This is a genomic window from Streptomyces sp. NBC_00207 (genome assembly GCF_045160965.1).
GTDB lineage: Bacteria > Actinomycetota > Actinomycetes > Streptomycetales > Streptomycetaceae > Streptomyces.
On the sequence record NZ_CP130715.1, the window covers coordinates 6223743 to 6246717 of the forward strand.

The 22975-nt window shown below is 69.6% G+C and carries 22 protein-coding genes and 1 tRNA gene; 22 read left to right on the forward strand and 1 reads right to left on the reverse strand.

Annotation, left to right across the window (positions count from 1 at the left end; genetic code table 11):
* Window positions 1-278: 278 nt before the first annotated feature.
* The 14 genes from OG472_RS29600 (at window position 279) to OG472_RS29665 (ending at window position 11756) form a co-directional block, all read left to right on the forward strand.
* Window positions 279-581: a hypothetical protein gene (locus tag OG472_RS29600; protein WP_405942232.1), complete on the forward strand. Its 303-nt coding sequence runs from the start codon at window positions 279-281 to the stop codon at window positions 579-581.
* Complete coding sequence (locus OG472_RS29605; protein WP_405942233.1) at window positions 578-1225, forward strand: GGDEF domain-containing protein; 648 nt, start codon at window positions 578-580, stop codon at window positions 1223-1225. The genes OG472_RS29600 and OG472_RS29605 overlap by 4 nt, the downstream gene beginning before the upstream one ends.
* Window positions 1225-2328 (forward strand): conjugal transfer protein, encoded by a 1104-nt coding sequence (locus OG472_RS29610; protein ID WP_405942234.1) that lies wholly within the window; start codon window positions 1225-1227, stop codon window positions 2326-2328. Before OG472_RS29605 ends, OG472_RS29610 begins: the two co-directional genes overlap by 1 nt.
* The gene (locus OG472_RS29615; protein ID WP_405942235.1) at window positions 2328-2720 is read left to right on the forward strand and encodes an RRQRL motif-containing zinc-binding protein; all 393 of its coding nucleotides are present in this window, start codon (window positions 2328-2330) and stop codon (window positions 2718-2720) included. The genes OG472_RS29610 and OG472_RS29615 overlap by 1 nt, the downstream gene beginning before the upstream one ends.
* A gap of 39 nt (window positions 2721-2759) precedes the next feature.
* Entirely contained in the window at window positions 2760-4919 is a 2160-nt protein-coding gene (locus OG472_RS29620; protein WP_405942236.1) for a cell division protein FtsK, read from the forward strand.
* A 140-nt stretch (window positions 4920-5059) separates the two neighbouring features.
* Window positions 5060-5341 (forward strand): hypothetical protein, encoded by a 282-nt coding sequence (locus tag OG472_RS29625; RefSeq protein ID WP_405942237.1) that lies wholly within the window; start codon window positions 5060-5062, stop codon window positions 5339-5341.
* Between the two features lie 3 nt (window positions 5342-5344).
* Complete coding sequence (locus OG472_RS29630; RefSeq protein WP_405942238.1) at window positions 5345-5545, forward strand: hypothetical protein; 201 nt, start codon at window positions 5345-5347, stop codon at window positions 5543-5545.
* Window positions 5542-6147, forward strand: a complete 606-nt coding sequence (locus OG472_RS29635; protein ID WP_405942239.1) for a hypothetical protein — start codon at window positions 5542-5544, stop codon at window positions 6145-6147. Before OG472_RS29630 ends, OG472_RS29635 begins: the two co-directional genes overlap by 4 nt.
* Window positions 6144-6446, forward strand: coding sequence for a hypothetical protein (locus OG472_RS29640; RefSeq protein ID WP_405942240.1), 303 nt, complete (start codon window positions 6144-6146; stop codon window positions 6444-6446). Before OG472_RS29635 ends, OG472_RS29640 begins: the two co-directional genes overlap by 4 nt.
* A gap of 94 nt (window positions 6447-6540) precedes the next feature.
* Entirely contained in the window at window positions 6541-7440 is a 900-nt protein-coding gene (locus OG472_RS29645) for a bifunctional DNA primase/polymerase (protein WP_405942241.1), read from the forward strand.
* Window positions 7437-8594 carry an AAA family ATPase gene (locus OG472_RS29650; protein ID WP_405942242.1) on the forward strand — a complete coding sequence of 386 codons (1158 nt, stop codon included), beginning with the start codon at window positions 7437-7439 and terminating at the stop codon, window positions 8592-8594. The genes OG472_RS29645 and OG472_RS29650 overlap by 4 nt, the downstream gene beginning before the upstream one ends.
* Window positions 8591-8785 carry a helix-turn-helix transcriptional regulator gene (locus OG472_RS29655; protein ID WP_405942243.1) on the forward strand — a complete coding sequence of 65 codons (195 nt, stop codon included), beginning with the start codon at window positions 8591-8593 and terminating at the stop codon, window positions 8783-8785. The genes OG472_RS29650 and OG472_RS29655 overlap by 4 nt, the downstream gene beginning before the upstream one ends.
* The gene (locus OG472_RS29660) at window positions 8782-10254 is read left to right on the forward strand and encodes a tyrosine-type recombinase/integrase (RefSeq protein WP_405942244.1); all 1473 of its coding nucleotides are present in this window, start codon (window positions 8782-8784) and stop codon (window positions 10252-10254) included. Before OG472_RS29655 ends, OG472_RS29660 begins: the two co-directional genes overlap by 4 nt.
* Before the next feature lie 98 nt (window positions 10255-10352).
* Window positions 10353-11756: a hypothetical protein gene (locus OG472_RS29665; protein ID WP_405942245.1), complete on the forward strand. Its 1404-nt coding sequence runs from the start codon at window positions 10353-10355 to the stop codon at window positions 11754-11756.
* Between the two features lie 265 nt (window positions 11757-12021).
* On the opposite strand, the gene OG472_RS29670 is transcribed toward OG472_RS29665, so the two are convergent.
* Window positions 12022-12093 (reverse strand) — tRNA-Arg (locus OG472_RS29670).
* A gap of 73 nt (window positions 12094-12166) precedes the next feature.
* Between OG472_RS29670 and OG472_RS29675 the strand changes: the two genes are divergently transcribed.
* The 8 genes from OG472_RS29675 (at window position 12167) to OG472_RS29710 (ending at window position 22933) form a co-directional block, all read left to right on the forward strand.
* Window positions 12167-12673, forward strand: coding sequence for a PleD family two-component system response regulator (locus tag OG472_RS29675; protein ID WP_383563862.1), 507 nt, complete (start codon window positions 12167-12169; stop codon window positions 12671-12673).
* 143 nt (window positions 12674-12816) lie between these two features.
* Window positions 12817-13782: an ArgS-related anticodon-binding protein NrtL gene (nrtL, locus tag OG472_RS29680; protein WP_405942246.1), complete on the forward strand. Its 966-nt coding sequence runs from the start codon at window positions 12817-12819 to the stop codon at window positions 13780-13782.
* Window positions 13783-13801: 19 nt separating this feature from the next.
* Complete coding sequence (lysA, locus tag OG472_RS29685) at window positions 13802-15193, forward strand: diaminopimelate decarboxylase (protein ID WP_401611877.1); 1392 nt, start codon at window positions 13802-13804, stop codon at window positions 15191-15193.
* A gap of 126 nt (window positions 15194-15319) precedes the next feature.
* Window positions 15320-16609, forward strand: a complete 1290-nt coding sequence (locus tag OG472_RS29690) for a homoserine dehydrogenase (protein ID WP_383563865.1) — start codon at window positions 15320-15322, stop codon at window positions 16607-16609.
* 6 nt (window positions 16610-16615) lie between these two features.
* Complete coding sequence (thrC, locus tag OG472_RS29695; RefSeq protein ID WP_401611879.1) at window positions 16616-17686, forward strand: threonine synthase; 1071 nt, start codon at window positions 16616-16618, stop codon at window positions 17684-17686.
* Window positions 17687-18074: 388 nt separating this feature from the next.
* A complete protein-coding gene (gene thrB, locus OG472_RS29700; RefSeq protein ID WP_327416459.1) occupies window positions 18075-19001 on the forward strand; it encodes a homoserine kinase in 927 nt (308 codons plus the stop codon).
* A gap of 432 nt (window positions 19002-19433) precedes the next feature.
* Complete coding sequence (rho, locus tag OG472_RS29705) at window positions 19434-21560, forward strand: transcription termination factor Rho (RefSeq protein ID WP_405942247.1); 2127 nt, start codon at window positions 19434-19436, stop codon at window positions 21558-21560.
* A 272-nt stretch (window positions 21561-21832) separates the two neighbouring features.
* Complete coding sequence (locus OG472_RS29710; RefSeq protein ID WP_405832002.1) at window positions 21833-22933, forward strand: LCP family protein; 1101 nt, start codon at window positions 21833-21835, stop codon at window positions 22931-22933.
* The last annotated feature ends 42 nt before the right edge of the window (window positions 22934-22975 follow it).

Genomic DNA, 22975 nt, shown 5'->3' on the forward strand with positions numbered 1-22975 from the left:
TCGAGGACGTCCCAAGTCGTCCAGGGACGTGGTGACTTCGTCCCACCCGTGGGCGGCACTCTGATGGCACATCACACGGCGACCCGGTTGAAGCGAAGAGCTTGACAGCGGCAATCGAGACCGCCAATGTGGAATACACGTTCAAGCATGTATCTCATGCAGGAAGGGCGGCTGAGCCGTGCTGACCTGCACCGATACCTCTGGGCGGCGGCCCTCCCGTGCAAAGGACACTGCCGCTGCCTGGAGCTCCCCACCCTTCGACTTCAGGAGAGTTCTGCATGCGTACGTACATCGGCGGCCAGGAGGTCGTCAGCGTCAACGAGTTCATCGAACTGGCCCTGGGTACCCCGCTGGAGCTGTGGCTCGGGGTGGAGGGCGAGAGCGAGGAGGAGCGTGCGGCCCGTCTGGACGCGGCCCGCGACATCCTCGCCGAGAACCCGGGGCTGCCCGACGACGTGAGCCGGGTCGCCGCCCAGGTGATCGAAGCCAACGCCCCGGAGCTGTTCAACGTCGTCCCGCTGATGCGGCGGGCCGCCGGCCGCCGTCCGGCGCGCAAGGACGGCAAGGGGGCGGCGGCATGAGCCACACCCTCACGGCTCTGTCCGCCGCGCTGCCGCTCGCGGCCGGATGGTCCTTGCACAGCCTGCGTCTGCGGCGGCGGATCGAGGCGGCCCGCCGCGACCCGCTCACCGGGCTGCTGACCCGGGACGGTTTCGCCGAGGCGGCCCGGCGTTGGCTGTCGTCGCACAGGCCGAGGGTGGTGTGCCTGATCGACCTCAACAAGTTCAAGCAGATCAACGACACCTACGGCCACGCCGCCGGGGACGCGGTCATCCGCGCCGTCGGCGAGCGGCTGAGCGAGTGGGCCCTCAACAACTCCGCTGTCGTGGGGCGCCTGGGGGGCGACGAGTTCGCCGCCGTGGCACCCGCATACAGCGAGAACCAGCTCGCCGAGACCATCGGCAGCCTGGCCGCTGGGCTGGAGCGGCCGGTAGAGGTCGGGGGCCTCTCGCTGGCCGTCAGCGCCGCGATCGGCTCGGTCTGCTTCAACCCCCGCACGGACCAGGCGGACCCCTCCGAGCTGCTGCGCGTGGCCGATGAGCAGATGTACCGGGCCAAGCGCGGCGGCACCCCGTGGATGAACGCCCGCGGCTACGCCCCGGAACACGCGACGGTCAACGGCCGGCGTGCCGGTCGCCGTGGTACCAGCGGGGAGGCGGCGTGATGGCGACTCGCAAGGTGCTGTCCAAGGTGCAGAGGGTCGTGCTGACGGCCGCGTTCGTGCCGATGCTCGCCACCGGTGTCGCCGGGGGTGTGGGTACCTACAGCAACATCAGTCGCGCCTACGGCTCCGGCACGGCGCTCGGCGCGGTGGCGGCCGGTGAGGGTGCGACCGCGGTTCTGGCGCTGGTGCTGCTCGGGCTGACGATGCTCGGCCAGTCCTCACCCCGCATCATCCGGATTGGGTTGTGGGCCCTGCCTGCTGCCGCATCGGTCATGGCGGCCATGGCCGCCGATGACCCGGGCCGCACCGTGATCTACGCCGTGACCCCCATGGGCATGTGCGTGGCGGCCGAGGGCATGGCGTTCCTCGCCCGCCGGATCGTGGTCCACCAGGACGGCCGCGACGCTGAGGCCGAAGCCGAGGCGGCCACGGTGGTGCGGGCCCTGGCCTACCACCGGGCACGTGCGGCGAACCACCCGTCGTCGTGGGTGCGCAAGTGGTCCGACCGGACGTCGTGGCGGCTGGCCCGGAAGGTCGGGGTGGGAGACGCGTCGTTGGGTGCCCGACTCCTGGACGTTCAGCGCGACCGGCTCACCAGCGGTGCGGACGCCGCCCTGGCCGCCATGTTCACCGCCCCTGCAAACCAGGATGAAACGGTTGAGGTCACCGTAAATCGGTTGGGGTCTGACCTGCACGAGTTGACCCCCGACGGACCGACCGTGGCAGCCGACCTTCCCGCCCTTGAGTCGGCCGACCCGCTGCCGGTCATCGAGTCGGTGGCGGTGCCTGAGGCGGCTCCGGTAGTCGAGTCTGTCGAGGTTCCCCAGTCGGCTCCGGTGAAGTCGGTCGCGGCTGATGTGTCGGCTCCGCGTCGGGCGACCGGCCGGGTGCCGAAGTCGGCCCGCACACCCCGGCCGACGCGCGACTCGGATGAGCTGCTGGATGAGGCCCGGTCGGTCACGGCCGACTGGTCCGATGCCGAGCTGACGGCCGAGGCGATCCGCAAGGCGGTCCGTACCTCGTCCGCCCGGGGCCGTCTGCTGCGCGACGCCCTGAAGGCCGAGCGGGCCGCCGCGGCGATCGTGACTGAGACGGCCGCCTGATGGCCGCGCAACCGCGGTTCTGGGACCCGCGCGGGGAACGCTTCGGGATCCCGACCTACCCGTGGAACCTGGCCCCGCTCGGCCTGGCTACCCGCCGACAGCTCCGCGAACAGGGGCTGCGGCCGGGCGGTCAGGACGTGGTCGCTCAGGTGCTGTGGCACTCCAACCGCTACCGCAGGCCGGGCACCCCCGGGATCCGGGCCGCCTACCTCTACGACGTCGACCGGGCCAAGCCCGTACGCCCCATGACCCCCGGCCGTGCGTCCGCGCTCGCCAAGGCGAACGCCGCACGCCGGACCTGTCCCGAGTGCCGCACCGATGTCGGGTACCGCATCCCGACCTTGCTCGGCATGTGCGTGAGCTGCGCCGACGCGCCCCAGCTCGCTGCCTGACCCGCCTGACTTCCGCCACGCAGAGGGAGCAGACCCACCGTGTCTGATGTCCACGTCACTGACCCGAGCGAGGACCTGGAGCGCCCCGGCGCCGAGGTCTTCGACATCACGACCAAACGCCCCACCAACCCCGACCCGGCACCGGCCGCCCCGCCGGCCGAACCGGACGACGAGGAGGAGGAGTCGCCGCGGCCGCGGCCGGTCGACTCGCCGGACCTGCCGTCCCCGGGTGTCACCACCTACAAGCGCCTGCCGATCATTCCGACCTGGCTGAAGTCGAAGCCTGGGTTCGTCTCCACCACGCAGCGCGCCGTGAGCAACGCGTTCTACGCCACGGCCTTCCACGGCATCCGCACCCCCTGGTACGCCCTGCAGCTCGGCCTGCACGCTCCACGCGGCGTCGCCCGGCTGGTCCGGGACACCAACCGGTGGGTGTGGGACGCCGAGGCGGCCCCGCTCCGTGCCTATGAGGTCTACAAGGAGAACACCGCCGAGTACCTGAAGCTGTCGCGGCAGCGCGACAGCCGGGTACGCCTGCGGACCCTCGTCACCACGGTGGCGCTCATCTTCGGGACCGGCTTCGCGCTGACCATGTACGTCATGGCCCCCGGCTGGCTCGCCGTGCTGGCCTCCGCCGCAGTCCTCACGGCCGGTTTCTGGGGAGCACCTCAGGACCAGCCGGTGATCGGGCCGGCCGTGCTTAAGACGGAGCTTCAGAAGCTGACGGGCACGCTCGTGCTCCGGGCGCTGGACAACATCGGTAACGCGAAGCTGTCGGCCGCCATCAAGAAGGGCGGCGACATGAACGGGCTTCGGTTCACCTCGGAGATCACCCGGGACGGGCCCGGCTACCGCGCAGACCTGGACCTTCCCTGGGGCGTGACCCCGGAGGACATCATGGAGGCTCGCAAGCCGCTCGCCTCCGGTCTGCGCCGCAAGGTCGGCTCCGTCTGGCCGTCCTCCGACCCGACCGAGCACGAGGGCCGGCTGATCCTGTGGGTGGGCGACAAGCCCATGAACGAGACCAGGAAGCCCGCGTGGCCGCTGCTGAAGTCGGGCAGCGTGGACCTGTTCAAGCCGGTCGTCTTCGGCAACGACCAGCGCATGGCTGATGTCGCCGTGACCCTGATGTTCGCGTCCGTGGTCGTCGGCTCCATCCCGCGCATGGGCAAGACGTTCCTGATGCGCCTGTTCCTGCTCATCGCCTCACTGGACCCGCGCGCTCAGCTGTACGCGTTCGACTTCAAGGGCACCGGCGACTTCGGGGCGCTGGAGCCGGTCTGCCACCGCTACCGGGCAGGGGATGAGGACGAGGACATCCTCTACGTCCTGGAATCGCTGCGGGAGCTGCGCCAGGAGCTGCGCCGCAGGGCCAAGGTCATCAAGTCGCTGCCGCGTTCCCGCTGCCCGGAGTCGAAGGTGACTGTGGACCTGGCCAACGACAAGAGCCTCGGGCTGCACCCGATTGTCGCGGGATTCGATGAGTGTCAGGTCCCGTTCGAGCACGAGAAGTACGGCAAGGAACTCGAAGAGATCTGCACCGACCTGTGCAAGCGCGGTCCGGCCCTCGGCATGGTGACCCTGTTCGGCACCCAGCGTCCCGACGCGAAGTCGCTGCCCACCGGGATCAGTGCGAACGCGGTGCTTCGGTTCTGCCTCAAGGTCATGGGACAGCCCGCCAACGACATGGTGCTCGGCACCTCGATGTACAGGGCGGGGTACCGGGCCACGATGTTCTCCCGTACCGACCGCGGCATCTGCTGGATGGCCGGTGAGGGTGACGACCCGCGCATCGTCGCGTCCGCGTTCGTGGACGCGCTCGGAGCCGAACAGGTCGTCGTGCGGGCCCGCCGGATGCGCGAGGAGTACGGCAACGTCACCGGCCACGCCATCGGCCAGGAACCCGAAAGCGGCGAAGCCTCCTTCGATCTGCTGGCCGACATCCTGCGCGTGGTGCCGGCCGATGAGGAGAAGGTCTGGAACGAGAAGGTCGCCGCCCGCCTCGCCGCCCTCCGCCCCGAGGTCTACAGGGGCTGGAAGGCCGAGACGGTCACCACGAACCTCAAGCCGCACGGCATCACCGCCCAGGACGTCTGGGGCTCCACCACCGCCGGCAAGGGCACCACCCGACGCGGCATCGCCCGCGCCGACATCGCCAAAACCATCACCCTCCGTGACGGGAAGTGGTCCGGGGGCTGACGCGTACCGCTGCTAGACCTAGCGGCCCGCGCTGCTAGGTCTAGCACCCCCGCTAGCACCCCGAACCGACTGCCATCAGCGATCTCGCACCTAGCAGCCGACCTGCGCAAACACCGGAAACCCCGCCCGGAAGGCACCCCATGGCCCTCATCCTCCTTGCTAGCGCCTGCCTGCTCGTAGTCACCCTCGGTTACATCGGTCTGTGTGCGGGATCGCCGTTCGGCACCTGCCGCAAGTGCCGTGGCTTCGGCTACGCGATGAAGACCGACCGCAAGGGACGCCTCAAGCGCGGCAAGCACTGCCGCCGCTGCGACGGCCACGGCAAGCGCATCCGCACCGGCCGCCACCTCTACAACCTCTGGCTCCGCCTCTACCGCGACGCCAACCCCACCCCGCGCAAGACGTTCACCCCGAAGGGATAACCCATGGCCATCACCGTCTCCCTCGTCGCCCTGTTCGGGCTGGTCCTGTTCTTCCTCCTCCGCTCCAAGACCCTCGGCTACGGCTCCGCGTTCGTCGCCATGACGTTCGGCTTCTTCCTCGCCTCCACCGGCGCATCCGGCCCCATCAACGAACTCGCCACCGCGATCATCAAGGCCGTCTCGGACCTGGGGAGCCAGGGATGAACCAGCCCATCACCTACCGGCACTGGGCCATCGACCTCGCCCCCAAGGCAGCCCCCGCCCTGGCCACCACGACCGTGCTCATCCTCGGCCGGATCTGGAACGCCAACGGCGCCGAACACTCCGTCGGCAACGCCGCGTTGATGGTCGTCCTCGCCACCGGCGCCGCGACGGCCGGCGCGTTCGCCTCGGGCGGCCGGTCCGGTGACAGCGTGCTCGCCGGAACCGCGTTCGCTGCATCCGGCGGACTGGCCCTGGCCGGAGTCGCCGGATACGCCGATGGCCTCTCCCTCCCCGTGCTGCTGTGGGCGCTGGCCACCGCCGTCGCCTACGGACTCGCCGCCCGCTACTGGCGCACCGACCGCCGCGAGACCGTCGCACACGAGCGCCACACCCTCGGCCGCCGCGAGGACCACGCCCACGTCGAACGCGTCGAAGCACTGCGCGCCGGAGCCCAAATCGAGGTCGCCCGATCCGGCGCCGCCTACGCCGAACAGCTCGCCAACGCCCTCATCACCCGCGCCGCCCTCCCCGGCTTCAACCCGCAGGCCATCACCGAAGCGGGACTGCCCGAACTTCCCTCCGCCGAACGGAAGGACCGGTGACCGGGCCCGAGGCGGTATACGCCACCGCACCGAGCGTCATCAGCGAGATCGGCTGGACTGTGCGCGGAGCCCGCGACTGCCGCAGTGGCATCGCCGTCCGAGAGTTCTGGCTCCGCAAGGCCGCACTCCTGGACCGCATCGCCCTCACCGACGACGACCCCGTAGGCGGCGACGCGGCGACCTGCGCCACCGAAGCGGCCCTGCGGCTGATGGAGATCGACCACACGGACGGACCCCGCACCGCAGACCCCCGCGGTTACGTCCGCCAGGAATACGCCCTCTGGCTCCGCCACCAGTAGCTCCGCCCGAGGGCGGCGGCACTCCCGTGCAAGGACACCCCGCCGCCCCCGGTCTCCCCGCCCTGCCCGAAGACAGAACAGGAGAACCCCCAGAATGCCGCACTCGGTCGGCTCTGCCCAGTTCACCGCCGCGCTTGACGCGGCGTCGCTAGGCTGGCGAGTCTTTCCCCTGGTCCCTGGTGGCAAGCGCCCGGCCGTCTCCGGCTGGGAGCCGCGCGCCACCACCGACCCTGACCGCATCGCCCGTGCGTGGTCCGTCGGGTCCTTCAACGTCGGTGTGGCCACTGGCCCCTCCGGCCTGGTCGTCATCGACCTGGACAGGCCCAAGCACCCCGGTGACACACCGCCGGCCGCGTGGGCCGAGGACGGCGTCACCGACGGTGCCGACGTTCTCGCCGTGCTCTGTGAGCGCCACGGTCAGCCCTTCCCCGTCGACACTTACACCGTCCGCACCTGGAGCGGTGGCACTCACCTGTACTTCCTCGCGCCCGAGGGGGAGCCCCTGCGTAACACAGCCGGGGACAGCGCGCGCGGACTGGGCTGGAAGGTCGATACCCGCGCGTGGGGCGGACTTGTGGTCGGGGCGGGCAGCACCTTCGCCGGACACGCGTACGAGGTCGCCCACGACGGGCCCGTGGCCCCCCTGCCGGGCTGGCTCGCCGAGCTGCTTCGCCCGGCTCCGCTGCCCGCGCAGACTCCCGTAGTGGTCGCCCTCACGGGGCAAGGCCGACGCACGGCCTTCCTCCGGTCCGCGATCAATGGGGAGGTGGAGCGCGTCACCCGGTCCGGCCCGCACGAGCACAACAACAGCCTCTATCTGGCTGCGGTGGCCCTCGGCCAGCTCGTTGCCGGAGGTGAGCTGAGCGAAGCCGACGTGACCGGCTGGCTGCTCACGGCCGCGCTTCAGGTCGGCCAGGGCGAGCGCGAGGCCCGGCGCACCATCGCATCCGGCCTGCGCGCCGGAGCCAACCGTCCCCGGACGGTCGCGGCATGAGCGCCAGCCCCATTCCGCCCCTGCACCTGTACTCCGTGCCAAGCGACCCCGAGACGGCCCCCATGGCACCGCCCAAGCGGGAGCGGCCCCGGACCGCGTGGACGGCCGATCAGCTCATGGCCGCGCATTTCCCCGAGCCGAAGTGGGCCGTGCCCGGCATCCTCGCCGAAGGCGTGAGCGTGCTGGCCGGACCGCCCAAGGTCGGAAAATCCTGGCTGTCTCTCGGACTGGGCCTGTCCGTCGCGGCTGGCACCAATGCGTTCGACTCCGTACCCGTCCAAGGCGGGCCGGTGCTCTATCTCGCCCTGGAGGACACCCCGCGCCGTCTCCAGACCCGCATGGGGAAGCTCCTCGGCGGCCAGCCAGCCCCCGCTGGGCTGACCCTGGTCACCGAGTGCCCGCCCTTCCCTCAGGGCGGAACCGAGGCCATCGCCCAGTGGCTGGAGCGGAACCCCGACGCTCGCATGGTCGTCATCGACGTGTTCGCCAAGATGCGCGGCCAGGCTCCGGCCGGGGTGTCCGCGTACGACGCCGACTATGTCTCCGTCGGCTACGCCAAGCGGCTCGCCGACCACTACGGCGTGGCTGTCGTCCTCGTCCACCATGTCCGCAAGGCGGCATCCGAGGACTTTCTGACCGAGGTGTCCGGCACCAACGGCATTGCCGGAGCCGCGGACGCCACGCTCGTACTGAAGCGGGCCCGCGGGCAGGCTGACGGCATCCTGCACGTCACCGGCCGCGACGTGGACGAATCCGAGTACGCGCTCAGCTTCCAGCCCGCTTCCGGGGCATGGCACCTGTTGGACGGGCCGGTTGCCGACCACACCGTGGGCGACACCCGCGCCACGATCCTTCGGTATGTCCGGGCCCACCCCGGCGCCAAGCCGAAGGACATGGCGGGAGAGCTGTCGCACGTCGACATCGACACGATCCGCCGCACCTGCAACCGCATGGCCGAGGCCGGACAGCTCACCAAGGACGCGGGCGGCCGGTACTACCCGGACACCGAGACCCGGACACAGGGCGGGCAAGAGGTGTCCGCACTGTCCGACTGTCCGGTTGCCCCATCTGACCAGCACGAACACCCCGGACAGTCGGAATTGGAGCTGTCCGGCCTGTCCGGTACTGACGCAGCCGAAGGGAGGGCGGAATGAGCGCCCGTGCACGGGACGAGAAGATGACCGTTGAAGAGGTAATCACGGATCTGAGGGTCGCCCCGTCCACCTTCTACCGGTGGCGCCAGCTCGGGAAGGGGCCTCGCTCGATCAAGCTCCCGAACGGCGACGTTCGGATCCGGCGGTCGGAGTACGAACGTTGGCTCGCGGAGCGGGAGGACGCTGCGTGAGCACGGAGAACAACACCCTGGCCGGGCGCTCCCGTGGGTCTGCCCGGCCGGGCTACTCCTTCGATGTCAAGCTGTGGAAGGTGTCCAAGACCGGACGGAAGTCCCGGCCGTGGCGCCTTCGGTGGGTGGTCGCTGGGCGGGTGCACGGTGACACGTTCACCACGTTGGCTCTCGCGGAGAGTCGGCGCAATGAGCTGTGGCAGTCCATGAACCGGCGTGGTGAGGCGTTCGAGATCGAATCCGGACTGCCCGAGTCCGAGGTGCGGGCGGCGGCCGAAGCGGCCGAACGTGCCGAGACAGCAGAGGCCCCGCCGCCGTTGCGGTGGTTCGAGTTCTGCCGGACGTACGTGGCCGGACGGTGGCGCACGGCCGCGGCCAAGTCCCGTGAGAGCATGGCCGACGGTCTCGCCGCCGTGACCCTCGCCATGGTCAAGCGTGGGGACGACGCCCCTGACGACGAGACCCTTCGGCTGGCCTTCCGGTGGGGGATCGTCCCCGCGAACGAGGGGGAGGACCCGCCGGCCAAACTCAAGGCCGCGTACGAGTGCGTCACGACGGACGACCGACCGTTGGCCGAACTGGCCGATGCCCAGGTGTTTGAGGACGTATTGTACCGCGTCAGCTACAAGCTGGACGGCACCCCGGCGGCAGGCGACACGTACAAGCGCCGCCGCCGGGCCCTGAACGCCGTTCTCGAACACGCCGTGGCGGTGGGGGAACTTCAGGAAAACCCGCTTCAGCGGATCCGGCGGAAGCGCGTTGGCTCCAACGACGTGGTCGACCGGCGCGTCTTGGTGAACCCCGTACAGGCCCGGCAGTTGCTCACAGCCGTTTCCTACGTCGGTTCGTGGGACCGCTGCCGTGGGCGGCGTCTGGCAGCCTTCTTCGCCGTCCTGTACTACGCCGGCCTGCGGCCCGCCGAAGCGGTAGGGCTACGGCTGTCTGACTGCCACCTGCCCGAGAAGGGCTGGGGCACGCTGACGCTACAGGAGACCCGCCCCGTCTCCGGCAAGCAGTGGACCGACTCCGGCGAGCGGCATGACCGCCGGGGCCTGAAGGCGCGCGAGGCGTCCAGCGACCGGCCGGTGCCCATCCCGCCTGTCCTGGTCGCCATCCTCCGGGCGCACCTGAAGGAATTTGGGACTGCGAAGGAAGGGCGCATGTTCGGAAACGAGCGCGGGGGAGTGGTCGGGTCATCCACTTATTGGCGCGTATGGGAGGAAGCACGCCAGTACGCCCTACCGCCTGCGCGGGTCGACTCGCCGTTGGCCGGGCGCCCGTACGACCTGCGGCACGCCTGCATCACGCGGTGGCTGAACGCTAGCGTCCCGATCGCCGAGATAGCCCGGCGGGTCGGTAACTCCCCAGAGGTGATCCACAGGCGTTATCACGGATGCATCGACGGTCACGAGGAGGCTGCCAACGCGAAGATCGCTCGGGTGCTTGAGGAGGATGGGGATACGGCCTGAGTTTGGCCGACACCAGACTGAGCGATCTGCACTTATAGGCCGGTCCAGGACGGTAGGCTGCCGATCCTACTGCTCGATTCAAGGGGGGAATATCCATCGTGAGCACTGGCAGCGGTTCTAATGTGGATCCGACGAACCTGGATCCGTCGGATCCCTTCCGTCTTGTCGCTGAACGATGTAAGGAAGTGGGCTTCGAGTTCGAGGTTTTGACTGGCGAGACGCAGACTTATCTGACGGTGGCAATCCCTAATGGGCGGCAGAAGCGGTGGCGTCGCTTGTCTCGCGATCAGGCGCAGTCATTTCTGGTGAACCCGTTCACGGAAGTCACCTATCTCGGCGATTTCGATGCATGTCTCTTCAGGGATAAGCGCACGATCGAAGCGACCGTTCAGTTGCACGGGGTCGGACCGCGAGTAGAGAGCAGCATCTTCGATATTCCCGGTATTCGAAAATTGGATGATGGTCAGCTTTCGCTAGAGGGAGAATTTGAGGAGTCGAAATCGTCGGACAGTGATTCTGGCGATCGGATACGTCCGGGCGATGCTTGGGTGTTGGATGTAGAGCAGAGCCCGGGCCTGTCTTGTAAAGTTGAATTGGGGATTGCAAGCGAAGGCTTCATGGACTTCACTACGCGAAGCTTCCGCAGTGGATTGCGCAATGCCGCCTACGCAGGCAGGTCTCCATTTCGTGACAGGCCCGCTGTGCTGCGGTTGGGCGATGTCGATGTGACACGTCATGATGAGGCCCTTCAGCTTCTCGCTAGGGTGTCCGACGCCCTATTCTTTGAGCTCGACCTTTGCTTCGATGTCCCTCTCAAATTGGCCACGGCGAGAGACAGGATAAGGCGCCGACGGCGTCGGTTCGTGAGTCGCGGTGGCGTACCCGGGGGCGCCGTAAAGGCGCCCCGTGCCGCTTATTCCGAGAAGCCGCTAAGTCTCTATTGGTACGGAAGGGCTTCGACGGGCATACCCCTGCTCGAATTCCTGGCTTACTACCAGGTTCTCGAATACTATTTCCCGAGTTACGGTCGTCGTGATGTTCTTGATAGATTGCGCCACGAGTTGCGCGACCCTCGCTTCGAGATCGAAGATGATGCCCATCTTTCCCGCGTCTTGATGCTCGCATCGCAATCGGGTAAGGGATTTGGGAGTGAGCGAGATCAGCTCAAGGCTACAATTAAAGGATCCGTAACGGAGGAGCACCTGAAAGAATTCATGGGATCCGATGCGGACTTCGCGGGTCACTTCGAAGGTAAGGCCTTGAAGGATGTGGCGCGCATTGACCTTAAAGATCGACGAAGCGACCTGCTGAATCAGGTGGCTAACCGCGTCTATGACATCCGATGTCGCATCGTTCACACAAAAGAGGACGGTGGGGAATCGGCTGCGGAGATCCTGCTCCCCTTCTCTAAGGAGGCCGAGTCTCTAGGGCCGGATGTCGAATTGGTGAAATTTCTCGCTCAGAAGTGCCTTATCGCGGGGGCATCGAGGCTGCACGGGTAGGGAAGTCTCGTGCCGGCGGTGGATGCTTCCCTCGCCCCAGCGGGCGTCACTAGTTGGGGCGGTGACGCCCGCCGCTCCTGCGGTCTCGCTTCCGCTAGGAGAGAGCGGATGGAGCAGGGGCGTGAGGCCCTGCAAGTGTGTCGGAGGTGTGTCGTGAACGCTGAGAGACAACGAGAGAGGGCGGGAGTCAGTCAGACTGACTCCCGCCCTCTCTTCGTGGCATCCGTCCTAGTCAGGGCCTGATCTTGGCTGACTGACTGGCGAGTGCCCCCGGCAGGATTCGAACCTGCGCACACGGCTCCGGAGGCCGTTGCTCTATCCCCTGAGCTACGGGGGCGCGTCGCCTGTGTTGCGGCGACGGGTTGAACACTACCAGCTTCGGTGGGGTGATCAGGAACCGGTTTGCGGGGGTGGAGGGGGTGGGTCGCCCGCAGGGGGTGGAAGTGGCAAAAACCCGGACGCGGGGGCCCGGCTCGACCTACTCTCGAGTTGTGCCAGGCGTCTCAGGCCGGGTGCTTGTTGTCGACGACAACAAGGTCATCCGGCAGCTGATCAAGGTCAATCTCGAGCTGGAGGGCTTCGAGGTCGTGACCGCGAACGATGGTGCCGAGTGTCTGGACGTCGTGCATCGCGTCTGTCCCGATGTGATCACCCTTGATGTGGTCATGCCGCGCTTGGACGGGTTCGGGGCGGCTGCGCAGTTGCGGGCCGATCCGCGGACCAGGGACGTGCCCGTGGCCATCGTCAGTGCCTGCACGCAGCAGGAGGTGGAGGCCGGGATCGCGGCCGGCGTGGACGCCTTCCTCGCGAAGCCCTTCGAGCCCGCCGAGCTGGTGCGGGTCGTGCGGCGGCTGGTCGAGCGCAAGGACCGGCGCGACGGGAGGAAGGGGACCCCCGCCGGGAGGGGGAGGGGGTAGTCCCGTCCCCAAGCTCAGACCCCCCGTCCTTTGTGGCTGTTGTGGCTGTCGGGCTCCTGTTGTTCTGCTCTTCGTTGTGGGTGCTCTGTTCACATGGCGAAACCCTTCGCGGGATGACGGGGCGTCTCCCCTAGGCTGGTCCCGTGACCCCGGCAGACCTCTCCCCTTGCGTCGTACGCGCCGTGCGCTGCGCCGTCGCGGACGGGGAGCTGCCGGAGGAAGGGGTCGTGCCGCAGCGGGTCGTCGTCGAGCGGACGAGGCCCGGTGGGGTGGGGGAGTACGCCACCCCCGTGGCCTTCCAGGTCGCCAAGGCGGCCGGGCTCCCGCCCCGTGAGGTGGCGGACGTACTGGCCCGCAGGCTCGCGGCGGAGCCGGGCATCGAGCGCGTCGAGGTCACGGGTGCCGGGTTCCTCAATTTCGTGCTGCCGGCACCGTCGGCCCCCGCCGTCGTCCTGGGCGCCACCCTCGCCGACGAGACCGCCCTCGCAGATGAGACCACCCCCGCCGACGGGACCGGCCTCGGGCTGCGCGAGGGCGTCGTGCGCCGCAGCGTCCTGCGGCTCGTGTGCGCCCAGGGTGGTAGCGAGCGGGACCTGCCCGAGGTGCTGCCCGTCGCCCCCCTCGCCAAGCGGGACTCCGACGTCGTCGCCCGGTACGGGGCCGAGGCCGCGCACTGGCGGATGCTCGCCGTGCCGGCCCGGGAGACCCCCGTCTTCTCCGAGGGGCTGCTCCTCCAGGGCGAGGGGAACGAATTCTTCCGGGTGCGGTACGCCCACGCCCGCAGCCGGGCGCTGCTCAGGAACGCCGAGCAGCTGGGCTTCCACCCCGAGAGGGGGGACGTGTCCGACGCGCCCGCCCTGCTGCGCGCCCTCGCCGACTACCCCCTCGCCCTCGAAGCCGCCGCGCACCACCGCGCGCCCGAGCGGCTCACCAGGCACCTCGTCGAGCTGGCGGACGCGCTGCTCGACTTCCAGTACCGCGTACTGCCCCAGGGCGACGAGAAACCCTCGGCCGCCCACCGTGCCCGGCTGGCTCTTGCCGAAGCCGCCGGGACGGTGCTGGCCGGCGGCCTGGCCCTGCTCGGCATAGACGCACCCGAACGCCTGTGACCCGCGAAGAGAGATACCGATGAGCCGTTCCGCGCACCCCGCCGGACCCCGCCACGCCGACGTCCTGCCCGAGGGGCACTACTCCCCGCCCGCGGACGACCTCAATGCCCTCGACGAGAAGGTCTGGGCCCGGACCGTCACGCGGACGGCGGACGGGGTCGTCTCCGTCGGCGGCATCGAAGTGACCAAGCTCGCGGAGGAGTTCGGGACGCCCGCGTACTTCCTGGACGAAGAGGACTTCCGGGCGCGGTGCCGGGCCTGGGCGCACGCCTTCGGTCCCGACGCCGACGTCTTCTACGCCGGCAAGGCGTTCCTCTCCAAGGCCGTCGTGAAGTGGCTGAAGGAGGAGGGGCTGAACGTCGACGTGTGTTCCGGCGGAGAGCTGACGACCGCGCTGGCCGCCGGGATGCCCGCGGAGCGGATCGCGTTCCACGGCAACAACAAGTCCGAGGGCGAGATCCGCCGGGCCGTCGGGGCCGGGGTCGGGCGGATCGTCCTCGACTCCTTCCAGGAGATCGCCCGCGTCGCGCACATCGCCCGCGAGCTGGGCGTACGCCAGCCCGTGCAGATCCGGGTGACGGTCGGGGTGGAGGCGCACACGCACGAGTTCATCGCCACCGCCCACGAGGACCAGAAGTTCGGGATCGCCGTCGCGGACGGGTCGGCCGCCGAGGCGGTGCGGCGCACGCTCGGGCACGACTCGCTGGAGCTGCTCGGCGTCCACTCCCACATCGGGTCGCAGATCTTCGACATGGCCGGCTTCGAGGTCTCCGCCAAGCGCGTCGTCCGGCTGCTCGCCGCCGTGCGCGACGAGCACGGGGTGGAGCTGCCCGAGATCGACCTCGGCGGCGGTCTCGGCATCGCCTACACCTCGGGCGACGACCCGCGCGAGCCCCACGAGATCGCCAAGGCGCTCACCGAGATCGTCGCCCGGGAGTGCGAGAGCGCGGGGCTGCGCGCCCCGCGGATCTCCGTCGAGCCCGGCCGGGCCATCGTCGGCCCGACCGCCTTCACGCTCTACGAGGTGGGGACGATCAAGCCCCTCGAAGGACTCCGTACGTACGTGAGCGTCGACGGCGGGATGTCCGACAACATCCGGACGGCGCTGTACGACGCCGAGTACTCCGTCAACCTCGTCTCCCGCACGTCCGACGCCGAGCCCATGCTCGTACGCGTCGTCGGCAAGCACTGCGAGAGCGGTGACATCGTCGTGAAGGACGCCTTCCTGCCCGCCGACCTGGCCCCCGGCGACCTGCTCGCGGTCCCGGCCACCGGCGCGTACTGCCGCTCCATGGCCAGCAACTACAACCACGCGCTCCGCCCGCCCGTCGTCGCCGTGCGTGACGGACAGGCCCGAGTGATCGTCCGCCGGGAGACGGAGGAAGATCTCCTGCGCCTCGACCTCGGATAATGAAATTGGTGTCTCACTCAATGGACCGAGGATGGAAACTGCTGTCCATTGAGTGAGACTGGTTCCACCCCGCGCGCAAACCGCGCGAGGGGTACTGATGGAAGATCGAAAGGCGTAGGTCGAATGATGCGTACGCGTCCGCTGAAGGTGGCGCTGCTGGGCTGTGGAGTGGTCGGCTCAGAAGTGGCTCGCATCATGACGACGCACGCCGACGACCTCACGCAGAGGATCGGCGCGCCCGTGGAGCTCGCCGGCGTGGCCGTACGCCGCCCCTCGAAGGTGCGCGAGGGCATCGACCCGTCCCTGGTCACCACCGATGCGACCGCCCTCCTCAAACGCGGCGACATCGACATCGCCATCGAGGTCATCGGCGGCATCGAGCCCGCCCGCACGCTGATCACCACCGCCTTCGAGCACGGCATCTCCGTGGTCTCCGCGAACAAGGCGCTGCTCGCCCAGGACGGCGCCGCGCTGCACGCCGCAGCCGAGGCCAACGGGCTGGACCTGTACTACGAGGCCGCCGTCGCCGGCGCCATCCCGCTGGTCCGCCCGATGCGCGAGTCCCTCGCGGGCGACAAGATCAACCGGGTGATGGGCATCGTCAACGGCACGACGAACTTCATCCTCGACAAGATGGACTCGACCGGCGCCGGCTACCAGGAGGCGCTCGACGAGGCCACCGCCCTCGGGTACGCCGAGGCCGACCCGACCGCCGACGTCGAGGGCTACGACGCCGCCGCCAAGGCCGCGATCCTGGCCGGCATCGCCTTCCACACCCGCGTCCGCCTGGACGACGTGTACCGCGAGGGCATGACCGAGGTCAGTGCCGCCGACTTCGCCTCCGCCAAGCGGATGGGCTGCACCATCAAGCTCCTCGCCATCCTGGAGCGCGCCGCCGACGGCGAGTCCGTCACCGCCCGCGTCCACCCGGCGATGATCCCGCTCAGCCACCCGCTCGCCTCCGTCCGCGAGGCGTACAACGCCGTCTTCGTCGAGGCGGAGGCCGCCGGGCGGCTCATGTTCTACGGGCCCGGCGCGGGCGGCGCACCGACCGCGTCCGCGGTCCTCGGCGACCTCGTCGCCGTCGCCCGCAACAAGCTCGCCGAGGCAACGGGGCCCGGCGAGTCCGCGTACACCCAGCTGCCGGTCAGCCCCATGGGCGATGTCGTCACCCGCTACCACATCAGCCTCGATGTGGCGGACAAGCCGGGCGTTCTCGCCCAGGTGGCGACCACGTTCGCGGAGCACGGTGTCTCCATCGACACGGTCCGCCAGCAGGGCAAGGACGGCGAGGCCTCCCTCGTCGTCGTCACTCACCGCGCGCCTGACGCCGCCCTCTCCGGGACCGTCGAGGCACTGCGGAAGCTGGACACCGTCCGCGGTGTCGCCAGCATCATGCGTGTTGAAGGGGAGTAAGGACCCATGAGCAGCAATCGCACCCACCAGTGGCGCGGCATCATCGAGGAGTACCGGGACCGCCTGCCGGTGACGGACACGACTCCCGTGGTGACGCTCCGCGAGGGCGGCACTCCCCTCGTCCCCGCGCAGGTGCTCTCCGAGCGCACCGGCTGCGAGGTCCACCTGAAGGTCGAAGGGGCGAACCCCACCGGGTCCTTCAAGGACCGCGGCATGACCATGGCGATCACCAAGGCCAAGGAGGAGGGCGCCAAGGCGGTCATCTGCGCCTCCACCGGCAACACTTCGGCCTCCGCCGCCGCGTACGCGGTGCGCGCCGGGATGGTCTCCGCGGTGCTCGTGCCGCGCGGCAAGATCGCGCTCGGCAAGATGGGCCAGGCCCTCGTGCACGGCGCCAAGATCCTGCAGGTGGACGGCAACTTCGACGACTGCCTCAACCTCGCCCGCGCGCTCTCCGACAACTACCCGGTCGCGCTGGTCAATTCGGTCAACCCGGTGCGCATCGAGGGCCAGAAGACGGCCGCGTTCGAGATCGTGGACGCGCTCGGCGACGCCCCCGACATCCACGTGCTGCCCGTCGGCAACGCCGGCAACATCACGGCGTACTGGAAGGGCTTCAAGGAGTACAAGGCCGACGGCCTGTCCTCCCGTACGCCCCGCGTGTGGGGTTTCCAGGCCTCCGGCTCCGCGCCGATCGTGCGCGGAGAGATCGTCAAGGAGCCGCACACCATCGCCACCGCGATCCGGATCGGCAACCCGGCCTCCTGGGAGTACGCCCTGCAGGCGCGCGACGAGTCGGGCGGCTTCATCGACGAGGTGACGGACCGCCAGATCCTGGCCGCCTACCGGCTGTTGGCCGCACAGGAGGGCGTCTTCGTCGAGCCCGCCTCGGCCGCCTCGGTGGCCGGCCTGCTCAAGGCCGCCGAGCTGGGCCTGGTGGACCCCGGCCAGAAGATCGTGTGCACCGTCACCGGCAACGGCCTGAAGGACCCCGACTGGGCGATCGCCGGCGCTCCGCAGCCGGTCACCGTTCCGGTGGACGCCGAGGCCGCAGCCATCCGTCTCGGCCTGGTCTAGGCCCGGTCCGGCGCGTGGTCCGGGCCCGCTCCGGGTCCGGACCGCGCCTGGTCCACGCCTGGTCCACACCGGTCCCGGTAGTAACGCGCACCACGTGTGAGCCGGGTCCGGAGGGCTCCCGAGGCCCTCCGGAACCCGGCAACTCACCCCGTACGACGACAAAAGTGCGGCCGAAGCCGTCGAAGTCCGCGACACGCATCGTGCGCCTCCTGTGCGCCCTATGTCGCGAGAGAACCTTCCTTCGATACGCTGTACTTACATCCGCCACCGCGCATATGACTGCGGTGCTGCCCCGAGGGCCTTCGGGTGTCGTACGTTCTCCAGTACATTCGCAGCGAGCCAGCGAAGAGCGAAGATCTCGCACAGTCACAAGGAGTGTCATCGGACGATGGCCGGTCCAGCGTTCCGCGCCGCCGCCGTACGGGTGCGCGTCCCCGCCAGCAGTGCCAATCTCGGCCCGGGCTTCGACGCCCTGGGCCTGGCCCTGGGGCTCTACGACGACGTAGTCGTCCGGGTGGCCGACTCCGGCCTGAACATCGACATCGCGGGTGAGGGCGCCGACACCCTCCCGCGGGACGAGAGCCACCTGCTCGTACGCTCCATGCGCACCGCCTTCGACCTGCTGGGCGGACAGCCGCGCGGCCTCGAGGTCGTCTGCGCCAACCGGATCCCGCACGGCCGGGGCCTCGGCTCCTCGTCCGCAGCGATCTGCGCCGGGATCGTCGCCGCCCGCGCCGTGACCATAGGCGGCGAGGCCAGGCTCGACGACGCGGCGCTGCTGGAGCTCGCCACCGAGATCGAGGGACACCCCGACAACGTCGCCGCCTGTCTGCTCGGCGGGTTCACCCTGGCGTGGATGGACGGGGGCAGTGCCAAGGCGATCCGGATGGAGCCTGCCGAATCCATCGTTCCGGTGGTCTTCGTACCTTCCAAGCCGGTCCTGACGGAGACCGCGCGCGGCCTGCTGCCGCGCACCGTCCCGCACGTGGACGCGGCCGTCAACGCGGGCCGCGCGGGCCTGCTCGTGGAAGCCCTGACCAGGCGTCCCGAGCTGCTCCTGCCGGCCACCGAAGACCGGCTCCACCAGGAGTACCGGTCCCCGGCGATGCCCGAGAGCGTCGCACTCGTGAACCGGCTGCGGGCGGACGGGATCCCCGCGGTCATCTCCGGCGCGGGCCCCACGGTCCTCGCGCTGGTCGACAACGGCGCGGCCGACAAGGTCGCGCAGCTCGCGGGCGAGGGATGGGCGGCCAACCGGCTCGCTCTCGACGCCGCGGGCGCGAGCGTACTTCCGCTGGGCACCCAGGGCGGCTAGGGCCGTTCTTCTGGATTGCACAGCCGGTCAGGGGCGGGCGGCCAGGGCAGGCCGCCCGCGCGGAAGGGCGCGATTGCCGGTGATTGAGAGGGGGAATATCTATTGGATCCGGTAGTGTTAGTCTCAAGTGCGCATCGGAAGCCGCCATGGCTCGGTGCTCAGTGTCCCCATTCGGGACCACATTTCTTCCGGGAGCCTCCCCGACTGCTTTGATCACTTCCAGCAGTTTCGAGCACGCTCCGGAATCGGCGTGACATTCCCACGCTTTCAGCTCGGGGGCTTCTCGCCGGAACCACCCATGCACGTTTCTACCGCCGTATCTCTATCGGCGGACCACCGCCCCGGCACGGTCCACACCTAGGACTGTTGTCGGACAGCACAACCGGTCGCCGAGCCAGACAGGCCGACGTCCGCTCCAGGGAAGGACCCTTCGTGAGCGACACCACCGATCTGATGGGCGCTGCCGACACCTCTGTCGACACCAGTGCCCCCGCCGCGGGCGCCGCACCCAAGCGTCGACGCACCGGCACCGGCCTTGACGGCATGGTCCTGGCCGAGCTGCAGCAGGTCGCGTCGGGCCTCGGGATCAGGGGCACCGCGCGGATGCGCAAGAGCCAGCTGATCGAGGTCATCAAGGAGGCGCAGGCGGGCAGCGGTGCCCCCAAGGCCGCGGCCTCCGCCGCCGCAGACACCGCCGAGGCCAAGCCGAAGCGCCGCGCCACCAGCAAGGCCCGTACGGGTGAGGCCGCCGCCGAGGCGCCCGCCGAGAAGCCTGCCGCGCAGGCGCAGATCGAGATCCCGGGTCAGCCGGCAGGGGGCCCCTCCCGCTCGAGCGCAGCCGAGAGTGGGGGAGAGGACGCCCCGGTCGGCGAGCGCCGCCGCCGTCGGGCCACGGCCCCCTCCGGCAGCCCGGAGGCCTCGGCCCCCGTCGCCGTGCAGGTCGAGCAGAAGACCGAGACCGTGACCGCCGCCCCCGCGCAGTCCGAGGTCAAGGCCGACGCCACGGCGGTCTCCGCCGGCCAGGCGCAGGGTCAGGACGGCGAGGGCCGCGGCCGTCGCGACCGTCGTGACCGCGCCGAGCGCGGCGACCGCCAGCGCGACCGCCGTGACCGCGGTGCCAAGGCCGACGACCAGGGCCAGGCCGGCCAGGGTCAGGGCGTGCAGGGCGGCCAGGGCGGACAGGGTGGCGGTCGTCAGGACCGCGCCGACCGTCAGGACCGCCAGCAGCAGGGCGGCCGTGGCCAGGGTCAGGGCCAGGGCCAGGGTCAGCAGGGCCGTCAGGACCGCCAGGACAACGGCCCGCAGGACGACTTCGACGACGAGAGCGGCCGCCGTGGCCGCCGCGGCCGCTACCGCGACCGCCGTGGCCGTCGCGGCCGTGACGAGTTCGCCCCGAACGAGCCGCAGGTCGCCGACGACGACGTGCTGATCCCCGTCGCGGGCATCCTCGACATCCTCGACAACTACGCGTTCATCCGGACCTCGGGCTACCTGCCCGGCCCCAACGACGTGTACGTGTCCCTCGCCCAGGTCCGCAAGGCCGGCCTGCGCAAGGGCGACCACACCACCGGTGCGGTGCGCCAGCCCAAGGACGGCGAGCGCCGCGAGAAGTTCAACGCCCTCGTGCGGCTGGACTCGGTGAACGGCATGGCGCCCGAATCCGGCCGCGGCCGACCGGAGTTCCAGAAGCTGACGCCCCTGTACCCGCAGGACCGGCTGCGCCTGGAGACCGACCCGGGCGTGCTGACCACCCGCATCATCGACCTCGTGTCGCCGATCGGCAAGGGCCAGCGCGGTCTGATCGTGGCCCCGCCGAAGACCGGCAAGACCATGATCATGCAGGCGATCGCCAACGCGATCACCACGAACAACCCCGAGTGCCACCTGATGGTCGTCCTGGTCGACGAGCGTCCGGAAGAGGTCACCGACATGCAGCGGTCGGTCAAGGGCGAGGTCATCTCCTCGACCTTCGACCGCCCGGCCGAGGACCACACCACCGTCGCCGAGCTGGCCATCGAGCGCGCCAAGCGTCTCGTCGAGCTGGGTCACGACGTGGTCGTCCTGCTGGACTCCATCACCCGTCTGGGCCGCGCGTACAACCTCGCGGCGCCCGCCTCCGGCCGCATCCTGTCCGGTGGTGTCGACTCGACCGCGCTGTACCCGCCGAAGCGCTTCTTCGGTGCCGCGCGCAACATCGAGGACGGCGGCTCGCTGACCATCCTGGCCACCGCGCTCGTCGACACCGGCTCGCGCATGGACGAGGTGATCTTCGAGGAGTTCAAGGGCACCGGCAACATGGAGCTCAAGCTCGACCGGAAGCTCGCCGACAAGCGCATCTTCCCGGCCGTCGACGTCGACCCGTCGGGCACCCGCAAGGAGGAGATCCTCCTCAACGCGGAGGAGCTCGCCATCGTCTGGAAGCTGCGCCGGGTGCTGCACGCGCTCGACTCGCAGCAGGCGATCGAGCTGCTTCTCGACAAGATGAAGCAGACGAAGTCGAACGCCGAGTTCCTGATGCAGATCGCGAAGACGACCCCGTCGGGCAAGAACGACGACTGAGGTCCGCCGCCGGGCGTCCGGCGCCCGGCACGCGGCATCACCGCCAGCAGCCCCCGCCGCACCCGCGGCGGGGGCTGCTGCGCGTTCACGGAGCTCCAGGGGCTCCTGGGGCTTCAGGGGCTCCACGCGCGGTTCCACGGGCCCCGGTGCGGGCTTCGACACACCCCGCCCCCGGAACCCTGGAGGGCGCTCACCCGTCTGAGTGAGAGGAGCCCGCGGTGAGACGGCGGGCCGGAACGGACCAGGGGACCGGACTCAGGACTGAGGAGAGCATGACCGAGGACAGCAAGGGTCGCGGCCGGCGCGCCGCGGGCCGGCGCCGACGCAAACCGGCGAGGCGCCGCAAGGCTCTCGTCATCGCCGCGTGGAGCGCCGCGGGGGTGGTCCTGCTGGGGAGTGCGGGCCTCGGCTACTTCTACTTCAAGCTGAACGGCAATCTGAAGACCGTCGACATCGACCAGGCCCTCGGCACCGACCGCCCGCAGAACGTCGACAACGGCTCGATGGACATCCTCGTCCTCGGCTCCGACTCCCGGGGCGGCGCGAACGGCGAGTACGGCCAGGACGACGGCGGCTCCGCCCGCTCGGACACCGCGATGATCGTCCACCTGTACGAGGGCCACAAGCAGGCCAGCGTCATATCGATACCGCGCGACACCATGACGGTCCGTCCCGAATGCCCCACCGGCAAGGGCAAGAGCGACCCCGGCGGCCCGCGCAAGCAGTTCAACGAGGCCTACACCATCGGCGGGGCCGCCTGCGCGGTCAAGACCGTCGAGAAGATGTCGGGGATCCGCATGGACCACTACATCGAGGTCGACTTCACGGGCTTCAAGAAGATCATCGACAACCTCGGCGGCGTCGACGTGACCACCACCAAGCCGATCAAGGACGGCGCCAGCCACCTCGAGCTCGCGGCCGGCCCGAACCACCTCAACGGCGAACAGGCCCTCGGCCTCGTCCGTACCCGCAAGAGCGTCGGCGACGGCAGCGACCTGGGCCGAATACAACTCCAGCAGGCCTTCATCAAGGCGCTGATCAAGCAGGTCAAGAGCGTCGGGGTGCTCGACAACCCCAAGCGGCTCGTCGACCTCGCCGACTCCGCGACCAAGGCGCTCACGACCGACAAGGCGCTCGGCGACGTGAAGTCCCTCATGGGCTTCGCCCAGGGCCTGCAGGGCATCGAGGCCCAGAACATGCAGATGATCACCCTGCCGGTGACCGTGGACGCACGGGACGCCGATCGCGTCGTCCCGCTGACGAAGGAGTCGAAGCTGGTCTTCGAGGCGCTGCTCGCGGACCGGCCGATCCCGGCCGAGGCCACCGAGAAGTCCATGGGGGACAAGGGCACGGCCGGCGGCATCGTCCAGTAGGGAGCCCCTGCTCAGGCGGCTTCCGTACGGGTTGCGCGGGGG